Source organism: Verrucomicrobiia bacterium (genome assembly GCA_035946615.1).
Taxonomy (GTDB): domain Bacteria; phylum Verrucomicrobiota; class Verrucomicrobiia; order Limisphaerales; family UBA8199; genus DASYZB01.
The window spans coordinates 1-16,393 of record DASYZB010000108.1 but is presented as its reverse complement, the minus strand read 5'-3'; the positions used below and the strand labels follow the sequence as shown (position 1 = coordinate 16,393).

At 57.9% G+C, this 16,393-nt stretch carries 15 protein-coding genes; 6 read left to right on the top strand and 9 right to left on the bottom strand.

All coding sequences use genetic code 11. The features are described 5' to 3' along the window. Positions 1–14 precede the first annotated feature (14 nt). The 5 genes from VG146_15465 to VG146_15445 form a co-directional block, all read right to left on the bottom strand. On the bottom strand, positions 15–869 hold the full coding sequence (locus VG146_15465) for a PP2C family protein-serine/threonine phosphatase (protein HEV2393751.1): 855 nt from the start codon (positions 867–869) through the stop codon (positions 15–17). Then, positions 866–1,699: a hypothetical protein gene (locus tag VG146_15460; GenBank protein HEV2393750.1), complete on the bottom strand. Its 834-nt coding sequence runs from the start codon at positions 1,697–1,699 to the stop codon at positions 866–868. Before VG146_15460 ends, VG146_15465 begins: the two co-directional genes overlap by 4 nt. Positions 1,700–1,737: 38 nt before the next feature. Then, complete coding sequence (locus VG146_15455) at positions 1,738–2,463, bottom strand: sugar transferase (GenBank protein ID HEV2393749.1); 726 nt, start codon at positions 2,461–2,463, stop codon at positions 1,738–1,740. Next, positions 2,460–3,692, bottom strand: coding sequence for a glycosyltransferase family 4 protein (locus tag VG146_15450; protein HEV2393748.1), 1,233 nt, complete (start codon positions 3,690–3,692; stop codon positions 2,460–2,462). The genes VG146_15455 and VG146_15450 overlap by 4 nt, the downstream gene beginning before the upstream one ends. Before the next feature lie 217 nt (positions 3,693–3,909). Further along, a complete protein-coding gene (locus VG146_15445) occupies positions 3,910–6,579 on the bottom strand; it encodes a glycoside hydrolase family 9 protein (protein ID HEV2393747.1) in 2,670 nt (889 codons plus the stop codon). A gap of 120 nt (positions 6,580–6,699) precedes the next feature. Here VG146_15445 and VG146_15440 point away from each other — a divergent pair, with 120 nt between their 5' ends. From VG146_15440 to VG146_15425, 4 genes are all read left to right on the top strand, one after another. Then, the gene (locus VG146_15440; protein ID HEV2393746.1) at positions 6,700–7,401 is read left to right on the top strand and encodes a response regulator transcription factor; all 702 of its coding nucleotides are present in this window, start codon (positions 6,700–6,702) and stop codon (positions 7,399–7,401) included. Positions 7,402–7,528: 127 nt separating this feature from the next. Further along, on the top strand, positions 7,529–7,687 hold the full coding sequence (locus VG146_15435; GenBank protein ID HEV2393745.1) for a DUF3309 family protein: 159 nt from the start codon (positions 7,529–7,531) through the stop codon (positions 7,685–7,687). 97 nt (positions 7,688–7,784) lie between these two features. After that, on the top strand, positions 7,785–8,216 hold the full coding sequence (locus VG146_15430) for a BON domain-containing protein (GenBank protein ID HEV2393744.1): 432 nt from the start codon (positions 7,785–7,787) through the stop codon (positions 8,214–8,216). Positions 8,217–8,289: 73 nt separating this feature from the next. After that, positions 8,290–9,126, top strand: a complete 837-nt coding sequence (locus VG146_15425) for a PRC-barrel domain-containing protein (protein HEV2393743.1) — start codon at positions 8,290–8,292, stop codon at positions 9,124–9,126. Between the two features lie 66 nt (positions 9,127–9,192). Here VG146_15425 and VG146_15420 read toward each other — a convergent pair whose 3' ends face one another. Beyond that, positions 9,193–9,840: a DUF4202 domain-containing protein gene (locus VG146_15420; GenBank protein ID HEV2393742.1), complete on the bottom strand. Its 648-nt coding sequence runs from the start codon at positions 9,838–9,840 to the stop codon at positions 9,193–9,195. 107 nt (positions 9,841–9,947) lie between these two features. Between VG146_15420 and VG146_15415 the strand changes: the two genes are divergently transcribed. Then, positions 9,948–11,558, top strand: coding sequence for an AAA family ATPase (locus VG146_15415; GenBank protein HEV2393741.1), 1,611 nt, complete (start codon positions 9,948–9,950; stop codon positions 11,556–11,558). 138 nt (positions 11,559–11,696) lie between these two features. Here the strand turns inward: VG146_15415 and rseP are convergent, their stop codons facing one another. Both rseP and VG146_15405 read right to left on the bottom strand, forming a co-directional pair. Then, entirely contained in the window at positions 11,697–13,088 is a 1,392-nt protein-coding gene (gene rseP, locus VG146_15410; protein ID HEV2393740.1) for an RIP metalloprotease RseP, read from the bottom strand. A 226-nt stretch (positions 13,089–13,314) separates the two neighbouring features. Continuing rightward, positions 13,315–14,745: a BNR-4 repeat-containing protein gene (locus tag VG146_15405; protein ID HEV2393739.1), complete on the bottom strand. Its 1,431-nt coding sequence runs from the start codon at positions 14,743–14,745 to the stop codon at positions 13,315–13,317. A 127-nt stretch (positions 14,746–14,872) separates the two neighbouring features. On the opposite strand from VG146_15405, the gene VG146_15400 reads away from it, so the two are divergent. Continuing rightward, entirely contained in the window at positions 14,873–15,409 is a 537-nt protein-coding gene (locus tag VG146_15400; protein ID HEV2393738.1) for a transposase, read from the top strand. A gap of 368 nt (positions 15,410–15,777) precedes the next feature. Here VG146_15400 and VG146_15395 read toward each other — a convergent pair. Then, positions 15,778–16,393, bottom strand: a 616-nt coding sequence (locus tag VG146_15395; GenBank protein ID HEV2393737.1) for a hypothetical protein, incomplete at its 5' end; no start/stop codon positions are given.

The window sequence follows — 16,393 nt, the reverse complement described above, 5'->3', positions numbered from 1 at the left end:
GGGCCCTCCGGCTATCAACCGGCCAGAACCAGGAAGGTTTGATCATCTCTTGGCTGCGTTCCGGCTTGGAACAGAGTCAGCATGGAGAGCAAGTTCTCTTTGACGCTGGCCGCGCTTTGCGTCTGGCCGACGGCTTCGAGAAGAAGCTGCTCGAGGCCGGCCTGGCCGAAAAACTCACCCATCGGATTTTGAGCTTCAGTGACACCGTCGCTATAAAGAAGGGCGCAGCCTCCGGTTGTCAGTAAAAGACTCTGCTCCTTAAATGCGGCGTTTGCATCGATGCCGATGGGAATGCCATCGGGCGAGAGGGCCTTGATTTCGCCCAGGGCATCTGCCACCAACAATGGGCAATGGCCGGCGCTGGCGATGGTCAGACGCCGCGCGGAGGTTTCCAGCAGAGCAACCTGGGCTGTGACGAACATATCAACCCGGGAGAGGTCCTGGAACATCAGGCGGTTGGCGCGCGCCAGCAACTCGGCGGGGCTATGGGTCCACTCGGCCAGGGAGCGGATTAAAGCGCGGAGTGTTGCTGCAAAAAGGGCAGCGGGGATTCCTTTGCCCATCACATCGGCGACGAGCAACAGGAGGGAGTCAGAAGCAACAGGCAACACATCGTAAAAATCACCGCCCACCTGATGCGCATTCCGGCAGAAGCCGGCCAGGTCAAAGCTCTGCAATGGGGGAAAATTTATGGGCAGAAACGACTCTTGAATCGAACGGGCGAGCTGCAGTTCATGCCCGATGTCGATTTGAACAGGAGCGGCCGTGAGCAAGCTGCCAATCGCCTCCTCAAAGGCTGCGACATTGGCGCTGTCCGGCTCGGCAACCTGGCTGAGCCTCACGCCCAGTGCATGCGGGGAGATAATCATCCGTCAGCTCTCCTATTGAGCAAGAGGCCTTTCCAGGCCAGACCGCTCTCACCTTTACCGCGCGCGTAAAGCTGGTTGAGCCGGGCGAGCCAGCCGGCAGTGCGCCGCTGTTTGGGTGTACGCAAGGCGCACAAAAGAAACGGGTCGGGCACCATCGTCGAGCTGCCGCTCTGCCAGTCAATTAAAGTGTTCCCCCGGGCCAAGGAATGGGCCAATCGCGCAAACTTCCCGACGAATGTGTCCGGCCCGACCCAACTTTGGATGATCTCAGCGCCCGGCTCGACGAACGCCCCGTCCTCGATGATGCTGCCGGGACCGATTGTTGCTCCGGCGCCAATCAAGGCGTGCCGTCCGATCCAGCACGGCGGGCGCAATTGGGCTTGGGGGGCGATATGGGCCTGGGCGTTGACCCAAACCCCAGGGCGCGCCTGGTGTACGCCGACTCGGTCCGGGGTGAGCGCGCAGGGCATCCACTCGACCAGCGCCTTGTACCAACTGTCGTAACTCGCAAACAACGGCCTCTCGGGAACCCCCGGAAAATGGTCGAGGGTCACAACGCTGTTTGGCGCCGGGGCTGGGTCCAACTCGGGTGCGAATTTTAATAAGGCCTGCGCTGGGGTCAGCTCGCGCGATTCGACAATTGTCTTGAGCTTTAAGCCCCAACGCGCTCCTGTTCCAGCTAAAGCGCAGATTGTTTCGGGACACTCGTGGACCACCAGAAGCACCTCCCGCGCTCCTGCGAGCGCCCAGTAGGAAAGCCAATATTCCAGCAGGCTTTGACCCAGCAGTGGCAAGGCCGCCAGAGGACCTGAATCCGATAGGAGCTTCACTGGAGGACGTTGAGTGGGACAAATCAATAGTGGCTTCATTAGCAAGCGCCTTTTCCTGACATAACTGCGGGGACCGTTCGGGCCAGAATCTGTAGGTCCATCCAAAAGCTTTGCTTTTCGATGTAATCCACGTCGAGTTTGACCTGGCCGGAAAAATCGATTTCGCTGCGGCCACTGATCTGCCAAACGCAGGTAATGCCCGGGCGGGCGGCGAGCCGGCGCCGGTCGGCCAGCGAGTACATGGCCACCTCGCGGGGAACGGGCGGGCGCGGGCCGACCAGCGACATGTCGCCAATGAGGACATTATAAAGCTGAGGCAGCTCGTCAAAGGAGTATTTCCGCAACCACTTTCCAACCCGCGTAATGCGCGGGTCATCCTTGATTTTGAAGGTGATTCCTTCTTTGTGCTGATTGCGCTTCCAGACCTCCTCGAGCCGCTGCTCGGCATCGAGGCACATCGAGCGGATTTTATACATCTTGAACGGGCGCCCATACCGGCCTACTCGCGTCTGGGCGAAAAAGATGGCGCCGCCATCCTCGACCCAAACCGCAAGGGCGATCAGACCAAAAAGCGGACTAAGCAGGAGCAGGAAAAACGCGCTAACCAGAACGTCAAAGCCGCGCTTTACCAGGTCCGCGCCATAAATAAACCACTGCGCCCGCAGGCGTTGCTGGAGCAGGTGCAGCTTGAGCAAGAGGCGGCCACGGCTGGTTTGGGCGGCGGCGTAGCGCCGCAAAAGAGAATCTTGAATCGGATCATTCATAAACAAAGGGAAACTGGCGCCGGCATCGAATTCGGCAACAAGGTCTGCTCCTGGTGCGCGGCGCGCCGGAAGGCGTTCTCCAAAATATCAATTTGCTTTGGAGCATCGTAGCGTTTGACCCAGTCCTTGGCCCGGTTGCCCAATTGCCTGGCGCGGTCTTTATTGACAAGCAACTCGTCGATGCGCGCAGTAAAGGCCGCCGTATCGTTCCAGGGGACCAGATAGCCGTTGTGGCCATCGATTAACCATTCCCGGATGCCGCCGGCATCAAACCCCACGACTGGCACGCCGTAACACATCGCTTCGGGGCCGGCCATGCCGAAGGGCTCGGGCCAAAGCGAACTCATCAGGAACACGCTTGCGTTGAGGTAATAATTCCGCAGTTGGGAGGGGGGCACATAGCCATGAAATTGGACCCGGCCATTCAAGCCGAGTTTAGCGCATAGCTTTTCGCAAGACCGCCGATGATTGCCGTCTCCGACAATGGCGCACTGAAAGGGCGTGCGCACCCGCGCCAAGGCCCGTAACAGGACATCAACCCCTTTGCCCCGGATGATCTGACCTACAAACAGCAGCAGGTTGCGCTCGCTGAAGTTGGTGGTCATCCGCTCATTGACTCGAACTCTCATCGGAACACACACTTCGATCTTAGCCGGATCAAATCCGTTTTGAACCAATTCCCCTTTCAGATAGTGGGAATAGACGATCAACCGGGCGCATTGCTGGTTGAGGCGCACCTCGCGTTTTTTGGCGGCATAGCTGCGCCAGGCAACCGGCAATCCGGACCGCTCCCGGCTTCGAACCAGCGACCCCAGGCAGGGAAAGATACAAAAACCCGATACCGGGCGAGTGCAGATGTTGCGTGTGAAGTAATTGTATTTGTACTCGCGCATGCAGTACAAGGAGTGATCGTGGACCATCCGCACGATGGGAATGCCAGAGTCGAGCAACAGCTCCAAAACATCCAGCCCGGCCATTTTGTGCAGGTATATCACTTCCGGCTGGACTTGGTCTAAAACCGCCTCGATCTTTTCGCGATTGGCCGGTCTGGCCAAACCATAGCAATCAGAAAAAATCTCACGCCACGCCGCTTCATCGCGGCCTGTGCCGCTCTCATAGAGCAGGCTGAGTGAGTGCCCCCGCCGGCGCAATTCACCCGAAGTCAGGTGAATATTAGTCTCGGCACCCCCGAATTCGCCGAGGTGTTGATGAACGAAAAGCAGTTTCATTGCAGGACTAATCCCACTCCCATTCATCCGATTCGGTTCCGTTCCATCGTTTGATGGCTCCGCTTGGTCGCACTCCTCTTTGCCGCCCTGCCAGGAGCGGCTTTTGTTTGTTAAATCGGTGCAACTAAGCTTTCGCCGATGAAGACCGTACGCTGCGCCCACAGCAGGAGAAAGTGGGTGAATACAGCAGAGCTATCTGGCGCGAGACCCCAAAGGGCTAAAGCCCCGGTGTTAATTGCGGATGCGCCGCGTCGCGAACGGCAAAGATTCGCCGGCCATCGGGCAGTTGGGCCTCGGCTTCAAGCCATTGCAGACCGGAGAGGCCAGGATGGAGAGTGAAAGTTTGGCCTAAGACCGGCTGCTGATCATTGGCCTCCCATACGATGCGAGCCGAGGAAAGATCGATCCCCGAGGCTGAAAGGCTCGCCACGACCTTGGCAGCCTTGGATGGGAGAGAGGGCACGCCGGCAATGCGGCCCGGAATCGGTTTCCAGGGTTGGCTTTTCAAAGGGGTCTGCGCCATCAGCCACGCCAGGTAACCCAAGGCCCTCGCCTGGTTCACAATGACAAACTCCTGGCTTAAGTTGAACCCGTCGCCCCATCGATCATAAAACGGATACGGGGAGTCCTGGGCGCCGTCGGGTGGAAAGCTCAGCTCATCCAATTCGGAATTGTAAGTTGAATTCCAACCGAATCCGGCCTGGATATTGCCCAAGGGAACGCCCGTGGGAGGCAGCACCCGCCGATCGTTCTGGGCATACTGGTCCACAATTTCCCGCTGCCGTTTCCATCCCAGGCCGGTCAGGTAGGTGACGTTCACCGGATTACAGCCTTCTTCGTAATTGAGATTGCTCAGCAGCGCCTCGAGCAGTTTTGGGCGTGGGTCTCTCTTAACCGGGTAATCCAGTTGATAGGCTACCGCCAAATCGAACGCCGCATCGCTTGAAAAGTACCAACCCGCGCTCATAGCGCGCTTGGTCTCGATAGGGAAACTGGTCCCATAGGCGCTGGCCTCGGCGCGCTGGAGTTGGTCCTGGCCGTCGGCATCAATTTCATCCTGGCATTGCTCGAGCAGCAGCGGATTGAGCTGCCCGGGTTTGACCCGCCCGCTCTTTACCGCAAAGGCGTAGCTGCGGATAGCGCATCCATAGGAGTCATAGAGACGCCACCAACCCCATCGCCGCGTGTTGGGATCCGACGGGTTCAGCCAGTCGCTGAGCCTTTTCTCACAATCCTTGTCGCCCGTTGCCAGGTACATCTCGCAAGCCGCCCAGGCCAGCTCGTCGTCATGCATGAATTCATCGCCATAATGGGTAATTTTCTGGTAAGTGCCATCCTTGCCGTATTTGGCAATGGCCTTCATCAAGAACGACCAGCCCAGCCGCGCCTTCTTCAGGTAGAGCGCGGCAGCCTCGGGAAACAGGGCTTTGAATTTCGGCGAGGAGGCGCATTGGGCCAGGGCTGCGGTGGCGGCTGCGGTGACTGCTGTTGTTTTTGGGAAAACCACCTGCGGATCGCCGTGATCGGGCAGAACGTTGTCCTCATATTCACGGTCTCGCGGATAAACCAGAAAATAAAAGCCGCCATCCGCGTCCTGCATTTTGGCCAGGAAATCAGCCTCCCATTTCACCTCCTGCAAGACATCGCTCTTGCCGTCTCCGCTTTCGGGCAAGCCCAGGTTGTCGAGGGCGGCAACCCCAGGAAAGACATCGGCTGCAAAAACAAGATGATGAATGAATGCCGCGCTGTTGATGGTGTACTTGCTGTAGTCGCCGGCATCGTGATGGCCGCCACTCACGTCCACAGGCCCGGGATTGACAAAGGGATAGAGGCTGGCGGCAACGTTCTTCAATTGCGGCGCCGTGTGGCGCGGATTGTCTTTATAGTTCGCGCTCTCTTTAGCCAGCGAATCATTCACCGACTCAAACCGCGCGCTCATTGTAGGCACCTCGGCGGGGGCGGTGTGGCAGGCGCCGTGGACAAAACGTGTGTATGGGAGGGCGTTGCTCGTGCCGCAACGCTGATGATAGATGCCCAGCGCATACGTCCTTGCGAACGCCCCAGCCACTTCATCCCCAATGCGAAACGGGAAGGAAGTGCCCAGGCCACGCACGAACAGCCGATAGTCACCTGGTGCTTTTAATGCTGTAAAGTCAGCCTCGAACACACGCTGATAGCAGTTAAAGGGAAATCCGTGGTCTGGCCGCGCTGCAAGTAGCCCATGAAACACTTCTCGATTGGAAGCGGAATCGAGAACCTCAAAGGCCATGGGATCGGTTCGCGTCTGCTGGACAGTCTGGGGCTGCAATTCCAGTTCACCCAAGCTCCCAAGAAAATAGCCGACCATGGCTTTCTTCGAATAAGCGGTCAGATAGCCCGTTTGATTCACGTGCAGGACCGGCGACCACCGGAACGGATCGTTGCGCGCCACAAATCGGGCGGGCTCCTTCCAAAGCGCGCCTCCGGGGTTGCTGACCGAGACGGTTTGATTTTCCTGGATTGGCTCGGCGAGTTGCAAGTAGAGCCAATTGGCGATGCGCAAATCCCAGTGCTTGAATGGAGCATAACACACACGGCGCTTAAAACCCACGGCTTTGACCCCGAGCGTTTTGCCCGCAGCCGAGATAAGGAATTGCCCGGGGGCGGGCAGATGCGCCTGGCCTTTGGCATCGATAAAGTTCCAGACCGTGGGTGGCGAGCCTGGTGTTTTGGTGGTGACCAGCAGCAGTTCAAGGGTCGTGGGTGAAAGAACCCGCAACCGTGAAAATCCCACCGCAGGCAGGCTAAGCAGTTGGCTTTGATCAAAATCCGGCGCCGCGCCGGAACCATTCAGGGCCAGCATCAGCGCGACACCGGTCGTTAGCAGACGGGAATTTCCCATGTTCATTAAATTGGCTCATTGACTACGCGTCTGCAAAAAATTTTTGGCAAAATCGGTGGCGCATAAAGAAAATGGCATTAGGTTCGAATGAGGTTAAAAAGATTCACGAACCCAGGAGAGCGATTTATGCATAAAATCAAGGTTTTATTAGCTGATGACCACATCGTCGTACGTCAAGGGCTCCGCGCCCTGCTGGCAGCGGAGCCGGATATCGAAATTGTTGGCGAGGCCGATAATGGGCGGCAGGCTGTCCAGGAGGTAAAGAAGCTTGTGCCCGACGTAGCGGTCATCGACATTGCCATGCCCGTGCTCAATGGCCTGGAGGCTACACGCCAAATCACCCGGGCCGCGCCCTCGACCAAAGTGCTCATCCTCTCCTCGTATTGCGAGGATGAGTACGTTCAGCAGGTCACGGAAGCGGGCGCTGTGGGCTACCTGGTCAAGCAGACCGCCGCCAATGACTTGCTCAAAGCCATCCGTGAAACCTTCCGCGGCAACGCCTTTTTCAGCCCGGCCATTGCCAAACGTTTGCGCGACCAATGCCGCGACGCCTTCGTTACAGGGCAGCCGGTCAAAAGACGAACGGATTATCTCACCACGCGCGAGGCCGAGGTGCTGCAACTGATTGCCGAAGGGCGGGCGAACAAACAAATTGCGGCTGAACTGTGCATTAGCATCAAGACAGTCGAGAAACACCGCCAGCAGGTGATGAACAAACTGGGGATTCACGATGTCGCCGGGTTGACCCGGCACGCCATTGCCAAAGGCATCATCGAGACCGAGGCAGGGCTGCGCCCGGTCGCAGAAACAATACAAAAGCAGCCTTAGAGGAAGAGTTTTAAGGGGTTTGACCCTATGGTAATCTGGAGTGGCTCATCTATACTGCCGGTGAGGTCGGCGGTTTGCAAACCGGGACCTCAATGGAAACAAATAGCGGTTGAACGGAGGAAAAGATATGAGCCTTGGAACACTTCTCATCATTCTGCTGGTGCTTGCATTGATCGGTGTGCTGCCCACGTGGGGTTACAGCAACTCCTGGGGTTATGCTCCAGGCGGCACTGTCGGGCTGATCCTGGTCATCATCATTGTCCTGGTCTTGCTCGGGCGAATCTAACTGCCCCTGCGCGCCAAGTCTTCACGACCGGCGAGATTGTCCCTCGCCGCCTTTCTCATTTTGGTTCAATCAATTTATTCCCTAAGCATCGCGTGATGTGAAAATCTCTCGCTTAGCTGCCCTTGTCGTGGCGTCGCTAATGACCGGTTGCGTCAGCAGCCACAAGCCGGCCCTTGTGTATTACACACCAGCAGTCACTGTCCCCACGCCCACCTCTCAAAGCGACGTGGTCCGTGTCTATCCCGGTCCTGCAGCACCGCTTGCCGTTCGCGCTCGTCGGGATGACAACGAACCCGTACCGCTTGAAACCGCAGACATCGCCATTGCCCGGTCGATCAGCATTGGGTTGAAAAGCGACCCTGACCTGGCAGGGGCATCGAGACGGGTCGAAGCAACCGTCGATGGGGGAGTTGTGACGTTGCGAGGCAAGGTGGCCGCCGAACATGAGCGTGACGAAATCGTGCAAATCGTCTCTAGTGTGCCTGGCGTCAGCCGAGTCGAAGACCACATCGGCGTGGACCTGAGGTAGGTCTTGGGTCTAAACCCCAGTGGCACACGCCGGAGTTACATCCGATATTTTCCCTAACGAAAGAGGAGTAGTTATGAAAATCAAATCAAAATTCACAATTTGGCCGACGCTTGCCGCTTTGGCGCTGGGGATGTTCGCCACCCCTGTTATAGGGCAGCAGCAAGATACCTCGCTAACACAGGCGCAGCGCGCCCATCAGATTATTGGCAAACAGGTCATGAGTTCGGACAATCAGAAAATCGGGACGCTTGATGAGATGGTAGTTGATCTCGAATCTGGTCATATTCTATACGCCGTCGTAGGCGCATCGAACGGTAAAATAGCCGTTGCGCCGGGAGTATTCACCCAAACGACTGGGCCGTCGCTCATGGTAAACGAGACGAAGGCGAAACTCGATGCCGCACCGCAGTTTACCAGCACGATTGCCCAACCCAACCAAATGGGTCAGGCGAGTTTTGTAGCCCAGGTCTGTCAATACTACGGCCAACCGGCCTGGTGGCAGGGCAGCGCGCCGGTCAACCAAGGGTCTTTCCATAACGTGCACCGGTTGACACAGCTCAGCGGCACTCAAGTCAAAGACGTCAATAATACGCCGCTCGGCAAGGTTAGCACAGAGATTGTGGACCTGCCTGCCGGGCGCATTTTGTTCGTCATTCTGGCCCCTGCGTCGCGATTGAACCTGGACAGCAACCTTTACGCTCTGCCGCCCGACGCGTTGACCTTGGCATCGAATCAAAAAACGCTGGTGTCGAACTTGAACCAGCAACAGCTTGCCTCGGCGCCGCACTTCACCAACAGTAGCTGGCCGAATTTTGCGGACCCCGCGTACGCTTCTCAGATTTACCAACATTACGGGAAGCAGGCCTGGTTCCAGGGTGGCGCAAGCCAAGTGCAGCCTACAGGCCGTTAAGAATGCTGCTGAAGCCTTCGCCTGAACTGAGGTGGGCGCAGGCTGATTACAACATTGAGCGGCGATTCAGCCTTCAGGCGGGTCGCCGCTTTCTTTTGTTGACGGGCCTTTTGAGAGAGCCTCATCGAGCAAGTCCTTTTCCTGCGGAGTATAAGAGAGCGCCAGCGCCTGGGCCTGGCCGGCGGGGGTCATTTTTTTCCAGGCCTTCTGAAGCGCATTGATCATCTTGTCCCGGCTGGTCTTTTGGGCCAATTCCCCGAATTGATACTCCATGAAGACCAGGCAAAGGGCGTCTTCGAGCACCCTTCCCTCGGCATCGCGTGGGAAGCCCCGCTTCAAATTCAGAGATTGAACGCGCTCGATAAGCTCCTCAGGGTAGCCGAGTTCCTTGAGGATTTTGCCGGCCTCGAGAGCATGGAATTTTTTGAGTGCCTCGCGCCATTGGAGATAGCCCCGGCGCGTCATCGGATAGGTCTCACGCGGAATGGTCCAGCGGCACAAGTGCTGGCAGCGAGCCGCTAACCGGAGCGCCTCGGAGGCCTGGGGGCACAACCGCAGCACCCACTGGCTTAGCCGCCGCGCATAGAGCAACTCCCGGGGATGCCCTGCCCCTCCCGCCCGCTCGATGTTGGGGTCGCGGCTGTTTTCCTCATCGAACCGGTGCAAAGCCGCCTCAAACCGTTCGCGATTTGGTGTTGGAATTTCCTCGGGCATGGTTGGTCTTATGGCACAAATGGGGTAAGGTGGCAAGGCGATTGGCCGCGCGAGCAGAGTGCAACGCCCTCGGAGGGCTGGTTCCTCAGGGCCAAAAGTTACTTTTTATGAATAAGCCACCATTGAGCGGGCCGCCTTCCCCGGAAGAGTTTCAGCGGCAGCTATCGGAATTTGTCCGCCAGCATCTCCAGGCGGCGAGGGCGATGCCAACCCCGGAAGCTGCAACCGACGGCCCAAATGACACCGGGACCGGCGACAAGGAGCACAAGGCGGACCAATTCGAATTCAACTACAAGCCAAGGGAGATCAAAACCTATCTGGACCGTTTTGTCATCAAACAGGATGAGGCAAAAAAGGTGTTGAGCGTCGCGCTCTGCGACCATTACCACCATGTCCGCTTGGCGCTGGAAGGCAAAGAGTCGCCCAATTATGCCAAGCAAAACATCATTCTCATCGGCCCTACCGGTGTGGGCAAAACATTCCTCATCCGCAATGCAGCCGACCTGATCGGAGTGCCCTTCGTGAAAGCGGACGCGACCAAGTTCTCCGAAACGGGCTACGTCGGAGGGGATGTCGAAGATATGGTCCGGGACCTGGTGCGCCTGGCGGAGGGGGATGCGGCCCGCGCCCAGTATGGGATTATTTACATTGACGAGATCGACAAAATCGCCGCCGCAAGCAACGCGGGTGGCCGAGACGTCAGTGGCCGGGGTGTTCAGACCAACCTGCTCAAGTTGATGGAAGAAACCGAGGTGCCCGCCCGGTCGCCCAATGACATCGCCGGACAAATCCAGGCCATGATGGACTTCACCCAACGCGGGAAGAAGCCCCCTGCGACCATCAACACCAAACATATCCTTTTTATCGTCAGCGGCGCATTCGGGGGTCTTGAGAAGATCGTCCACCACCGCCTGCGCCAGGCGACAATCGGCTTCGCGGCCAAAGAGCGCCCGCCGGACAACGCCGCCGAGGTGCTGGCTCAATCGCAGACCCGTGACTTCATCGAGTTCGGCTTTGAGCCGGAGTTTATTGGGAGGCTGCCTGTGCGGGTGGTCTGCCAGTCGCTGAATGTCGAGGACCTGTTTCTGATCCTGAAGAATTCCGAAGGCAGCATTATCCGCCAATATGAACAGGATTTCGCCGCCTACGGCATTGAAGTGCTCTTCTCCGATGAAGGGCTGCGCCGGATAGCCGAGCGGGCCCAGGGCGAACAGACCGGCGCGCGGGGGTTGATGACGGTCTGCGAGCGCACCTTTCGCGACATCAAGTTCGAGCTGCCTTCCTCGAAGGTAAAGCGCTTCGTTGTTACTCGTGAACTGGTCGATAATCCAGCCGCCGAATTGGCCAAGATTCTGTCCGACCCGCGCCAGGAGGAACGGATTGTCGCCAAACAACTGGTCGAGGAGTTTGCGCGCCGGTTCCAGGAGAATCATGGGATGAAGATCACTTTCACCAGCGCAGCGGCTGACCTGTTGGTCCAGGAGGCGCTCGATAAAGGCCAATCCGTTCGCGACCTGTGCGCCCGGCGCTTCAAAGATTTTCACTTCGGCCTCAAGCTCCTGGCCCAAAACTCCGGCAAACAAGAGTTCGTCCTGGACACCGACGCCGTGGGCAACCCGGACAAGGTACTCAGCGAGTGGGTGGTGGCCAGCTACCGTGGCGAGCCGGACAAACCGGCCCCGGAAAAGCCATCCGAGAGCCAACCCGAGAGCCGCTGAGATGCTTGTTTGTTAGACGCCTTCGAGCTCGGCTTTGCGGGAGAGGAAATTCAACAAATCCTCCACTAACGGATGAGGGACTCAATCGGGGTATTAACCCAGCGACAACAGTTAAGAGCCTGCTTTAAAAATAGCCTCTTATTGAGGCGGCGCGTTTGAGGTTCCGCCGGATTCAACCTGCACTTGCTGGTCCAACATCGATTTAAACAGAGAAAAGCGCCGGACGATGTCATTGTAAGAAACGTAGAGCATGAAAGAAATCAGGAGCGCGGCAAAAACGGTGGTGGCGTATTGTTGAATCTGAGGGCTTAAAGGCCGTCCGCGAAGCTTTTCGAGCATGGCCATGGCGATATGGCCTCCATCGAGCACGGGCAAAGGCAGGAGATTGAGTATCGCCAGGCTGATATTGAGCAAGACCATGAACTTCAAGGCCAGGCGGTAATCGGTTTTTAATTCGATAGCGAGCATGGCCAGGATGCCGGGCGGCCCGCTGAGGTCCTTGACCCCAACACCCGTCTGCCGGGAATGGAACAGGGCGCCAATGGTATCGAAGGTCTGCCCACAAACCTGCGCCACAAGCCGCCAGGGGGGCGGTCCGGGTTTTTGCACGTCATAAACGCTGAGGGCGTTTGGGCCGATCAGGATGCCCAGCATACCGGCTTTTTTCTCCGAGTTAAGCCTGGGCGTCACGGTGATGGACAGGCGCCGCTTCCCCCGCCTGATCTCGATAAGAGTGGGCTGGCCTGGGTGTTTTTGAATCAGGTTGACCAATTGCTGCTGGCCCAGCACAGGCACCCCGGCAAACGAAATGATTTCATCGCCCTTTTTCAATCCCGCTTCTTGGGCCGCGCTGCCGGCCATGACCTCGTCGATGACGGGATGGTCGCTTGGCTCCAGATTCAGGATTTTAAGGTCCAGCTCGGGATTCATTTTCGCCGTCAGCAGATACGTGGTCCGCACACCATGGCGTTCGATAGTCACCGGAAGGACATTGGTCGGCGCCATCGCCGCCGTCATTTGCGCATCTTCCCACGAGGTCACCGCTTTCCCATTCACCGCGACAATGCGATCACCGGGACGAATACCCAGCCGCGCTTCGGGTGACCCAGCTTCGACACCGCCGATGATGGCGGGATTAACGCGCACGGGAAGTCCCACAAAATAAATCGCCGTTGCCAGCACAAAGGCAAAAACTCCATTCATCACCGGTCCTGCCAAAGCGACCACGATTTTTGACCAGGGCGAAACGTTGGGAAGTTTTTCGCTTGTCTCGCTTTTGCCCTCGATCATTTCCGAAGTAAGCATTTGGGGCAGTTCGACAAATCCCCCTGCGGGGATGAGCCGCCAGGCATAATTGACTCCATCGCGTCTCCAGCCAAAGAGCTTGGGGCCGAAGCCGATGGAAAAGCCCTCGACTTTCAGGCCGCGGCGGCGGGCGACCCAGAAATGGCCAAATTCATGCACAAACACGGATGCGCCGAAGAGCAGCACGACCGCCACAATCACGTAGAGCCATTCAAGAATATGCATGCGTGCAACAATGTTCGTTCGGAGCGGGCCGCGCTCAAAGCCGGTTTGGGGAGAATCCGGTGGCCCCCGCCCCTCCCAACATGGCCGAGCGAAGCCGGGATTGCAAATGCGCAGGACTGTTGCAGCCTGTTTTAAGCCGGCAACTTTCGGTAAGTAATGCTTTTCGCGTGACGAGTGTCAACCGCTCCCGGGAGCGGTTGCGATCGGTTGCGATTGCTAAACGTCGCTATGGCGAGAGGAGGGTAGCGACGACTTTGGTGGTCCATTGGCCGCGATTGGCAAGGTAAGCGCCCCGCATCCAGACTACCAAAAGGCGGGCGTCTTTCCACGAGGGCAGGAGTGGCCGGAGGTTATCCATTGTGGAATTGGCGGTGATGGGAGTCCAGGCCCAGGATTGGCCGCCATCAGGAGTTTTGCCGAGGAACAGCTCGTGATGGCGCAATCCATCGGCCCGGCTGATGAGCGGTTCTCCGGTGCGCGGGTCGGCGTCTGTGGAGATGCAGAGGGTGCTGGTATTTTGGGGGTCGATTGAGCCCAGGCCGGTGTAATCGTCCTCGCCCGCGTAAAGGCGTTTGCCCGCGAACGCGATTTGAGATTCGCGCCAACGGGCGCCGTCCCAGCGCCCGTAGTGGAAGCGATGGTCCATACCGCCCCGGCCCGGAGGCAGGCCGGCCCCGTCCACCTGCACCGTGAAGAGCACGATAGGGCGCTGGTGCTTGTCCAGTTCGATGTCGCACATCCAGGCGACATTCGAGGGACCGCCCTGATAGAGGCGCGTCAGGTCCCACGGATGGACAAGTGTATTGGTGGAAGTCGAGAGCACGGCGACAAAGGAGCCGTCGGTGCGATAGATTTTTCCGCTGCGGATGAACCCGTGATAGAGGCTATTGTCAAAATTGCGCGGGTGGTCCTCGGTGGCGACGAAGTGGATGGTGTCGCGCCCGTTGCAGGCGTATTTGGTATAGGGACTGTAGCCGTGGCGCCCATCAAAGAGCTTTCCTCCGTAAGTCCAACTGCGTCCGCCGTCATTGCTGAAGAGGTAGTTGGGGTCTTCGGAGACACCGCGGTGGAAAAGGTAAATACGGTTCGCCTCGGCGCTCAAGAGCATGGGATTGCAGTAGGTGAAGTTGTCGCCGCGCCAATTGCCCTTAACGCCGGGGGTGGTCATTTCGACTTCGGGGTCCCAAGCATTGGGGGCACCCAGGCGCGTGGAAATGCGGAACCAGAAGCGCGGTTCCTGGTTGTGCCTGGAATAAGCGGCCAGGTAACGTCCGTCCGGCAGGACAAGCAAACCCGGCGCAGCGTGATCGTCCTGTTCGAGGTGCTCATGAAGCAGGACGTGCTGAACGGTGCGGCTCTTGAGACTCAGCACGGAGAGTTCAACGTTGCCCCAGCCGGCGGCATCCGAATTTGTGAAACTGCCGTTGGCGCGCACTGAACCGACCAGCAGGCGGCCACGGTCCACAATCGCGCGTTTATCCATAAACCAGGACCACGCGCCATTATCATTGAGCAGGATGAGGGCACCGCTGACGTAGTTGGTTGAGCCCGAGGCGGGCGAAGTGGCAGAAAGGGTGGGTTGCGCAGTGGCCAGCACAAGAACCAATGCGCCGGCCAACCAATTGCGGACCTTTGTGGTTTCGAATGTTTGCAGCATGAGCGGGTTTCAAGAGTGTGCCCAGGCGCCTTTAAAAAAGCTAGCTTCGGGTTTCGGCTTCCAGCGGACTTCGCGCCTGAACCTGATGCGCCGGAGCCGGTAATATCGGGGTCGCGTAGCACTTTTCATCACTAAAAACCTGTGCCGTTTAGACGACACTGGAATCCCCCACCGACACCGTCATCTACCGCTCCCGGCTCAACGCCAAGATCAACCGCAACTTCGAGTCTTCAGCGCCACCGACTTCTTGGCGGCCATTACGCAGCATATTCCCGACAAAGGCGTGCAACTGGTCCGCTACTACGGCTGGTACAGCAATAAGATGCGCGGCATCCGCCACCGCGGGGTGGCTGCCGCGTCAGTGGCGCGCCGGCCCGGCTTGTCCCCGCCCCCGCCTTTGAAGCTGCCCTCCAAAAAGTGGCGCGACCTGATCCTGCGCGTCTGGCATGTCGATCCGCTCCGTTGTCCGGTCTGCCAGCATGAAATGCGAGTGCTGTGCGTCATTGACGACCCCCGCGTCGTCGAGAGAATCCTGCGTCACCTGGGCGTTTGGCACGACCCGCCGGCTCGCCCTCCGCCGGCGGCGTCCGCAGGCCCCTGGACCTATGAGGCCTGCCTAGACGTGGACCCGACGCCCGATTACGAAAATGTCCTGACCGACTGAACTGGGTTTGCCGAAACACCAGCCTCCGAATCGGTGTCGTTGCGTCAGGCACTTTTTGGGCCCTCTGGCCGCTCAACCACGCTCCTGCCGTCCTGCCACCCCAATTCCACCCGCTTTCGGAGCCGCTTCAGACGCTAAAGTGCGCTTCTGCCTTGACAACTGCCGCCGGTTGGCTTTATGGTTTCCTCACCAGTGGCGGAAAATGCTCGAAAATGCGCCCGGACACAGAAAAACCAATTCTCCCTCACCCCGCGCAGCGTACAAAACAATTCGCGTGCCAAAAAGCAATTTCCTTTCAATTTCAATTTTCAATAACGAACATTTCAACTTTGGCGGAGCGCTCGCACCGCTGACGATGACGGCTTTTATCACGCTGGAGCAACTGGCGGTCTTTCTTGCCCCCCTGGAAGCGGTTGCTTCGGATCATACGCGGATACGGCGGCGGTGAAGCCCGTCCACAGGACAACCCCAAAGAGGATGCCAGCAAGATGCCTCCTTGCATTTCGTCGAATGGTTTGCTCGAACATCGAGGCGCTAACGGCCTGCCATTTTCCATCCACGGAAATTTCGACGGTTTGATCTTGAACACGAACCGCTACCGGTTTGCCCTTCAACATCAACACAACATTAAGCGTAATCGCGACCACGAAAGCAATTGCCCATAGAGTTTGAACCCACGATGGCGCAGTCCTTAACGACCATTTAAACCTGTGCGTGATTAGCCCGATTATTATCCCTGCGGCGATGCAAACGAGCAAATTCACCCACGTCATTTTTTCCAGGATTGTGTCGAGGCGCGCCAAAAATGCGGGGCTCAAGTTCCACGCAAAAAAGGTGCATCCATACATCACCAAAATGGCCAGCATGAGGGCCGCAAACGAGCAAACCACGATAGTAGCAATACGTTCTGGTAAGATCATAATCAATGCCCTGTTCCCCACGCTCGGCGCACCCAATATGCGCCGAACAGTAAAGCCAAGGAAA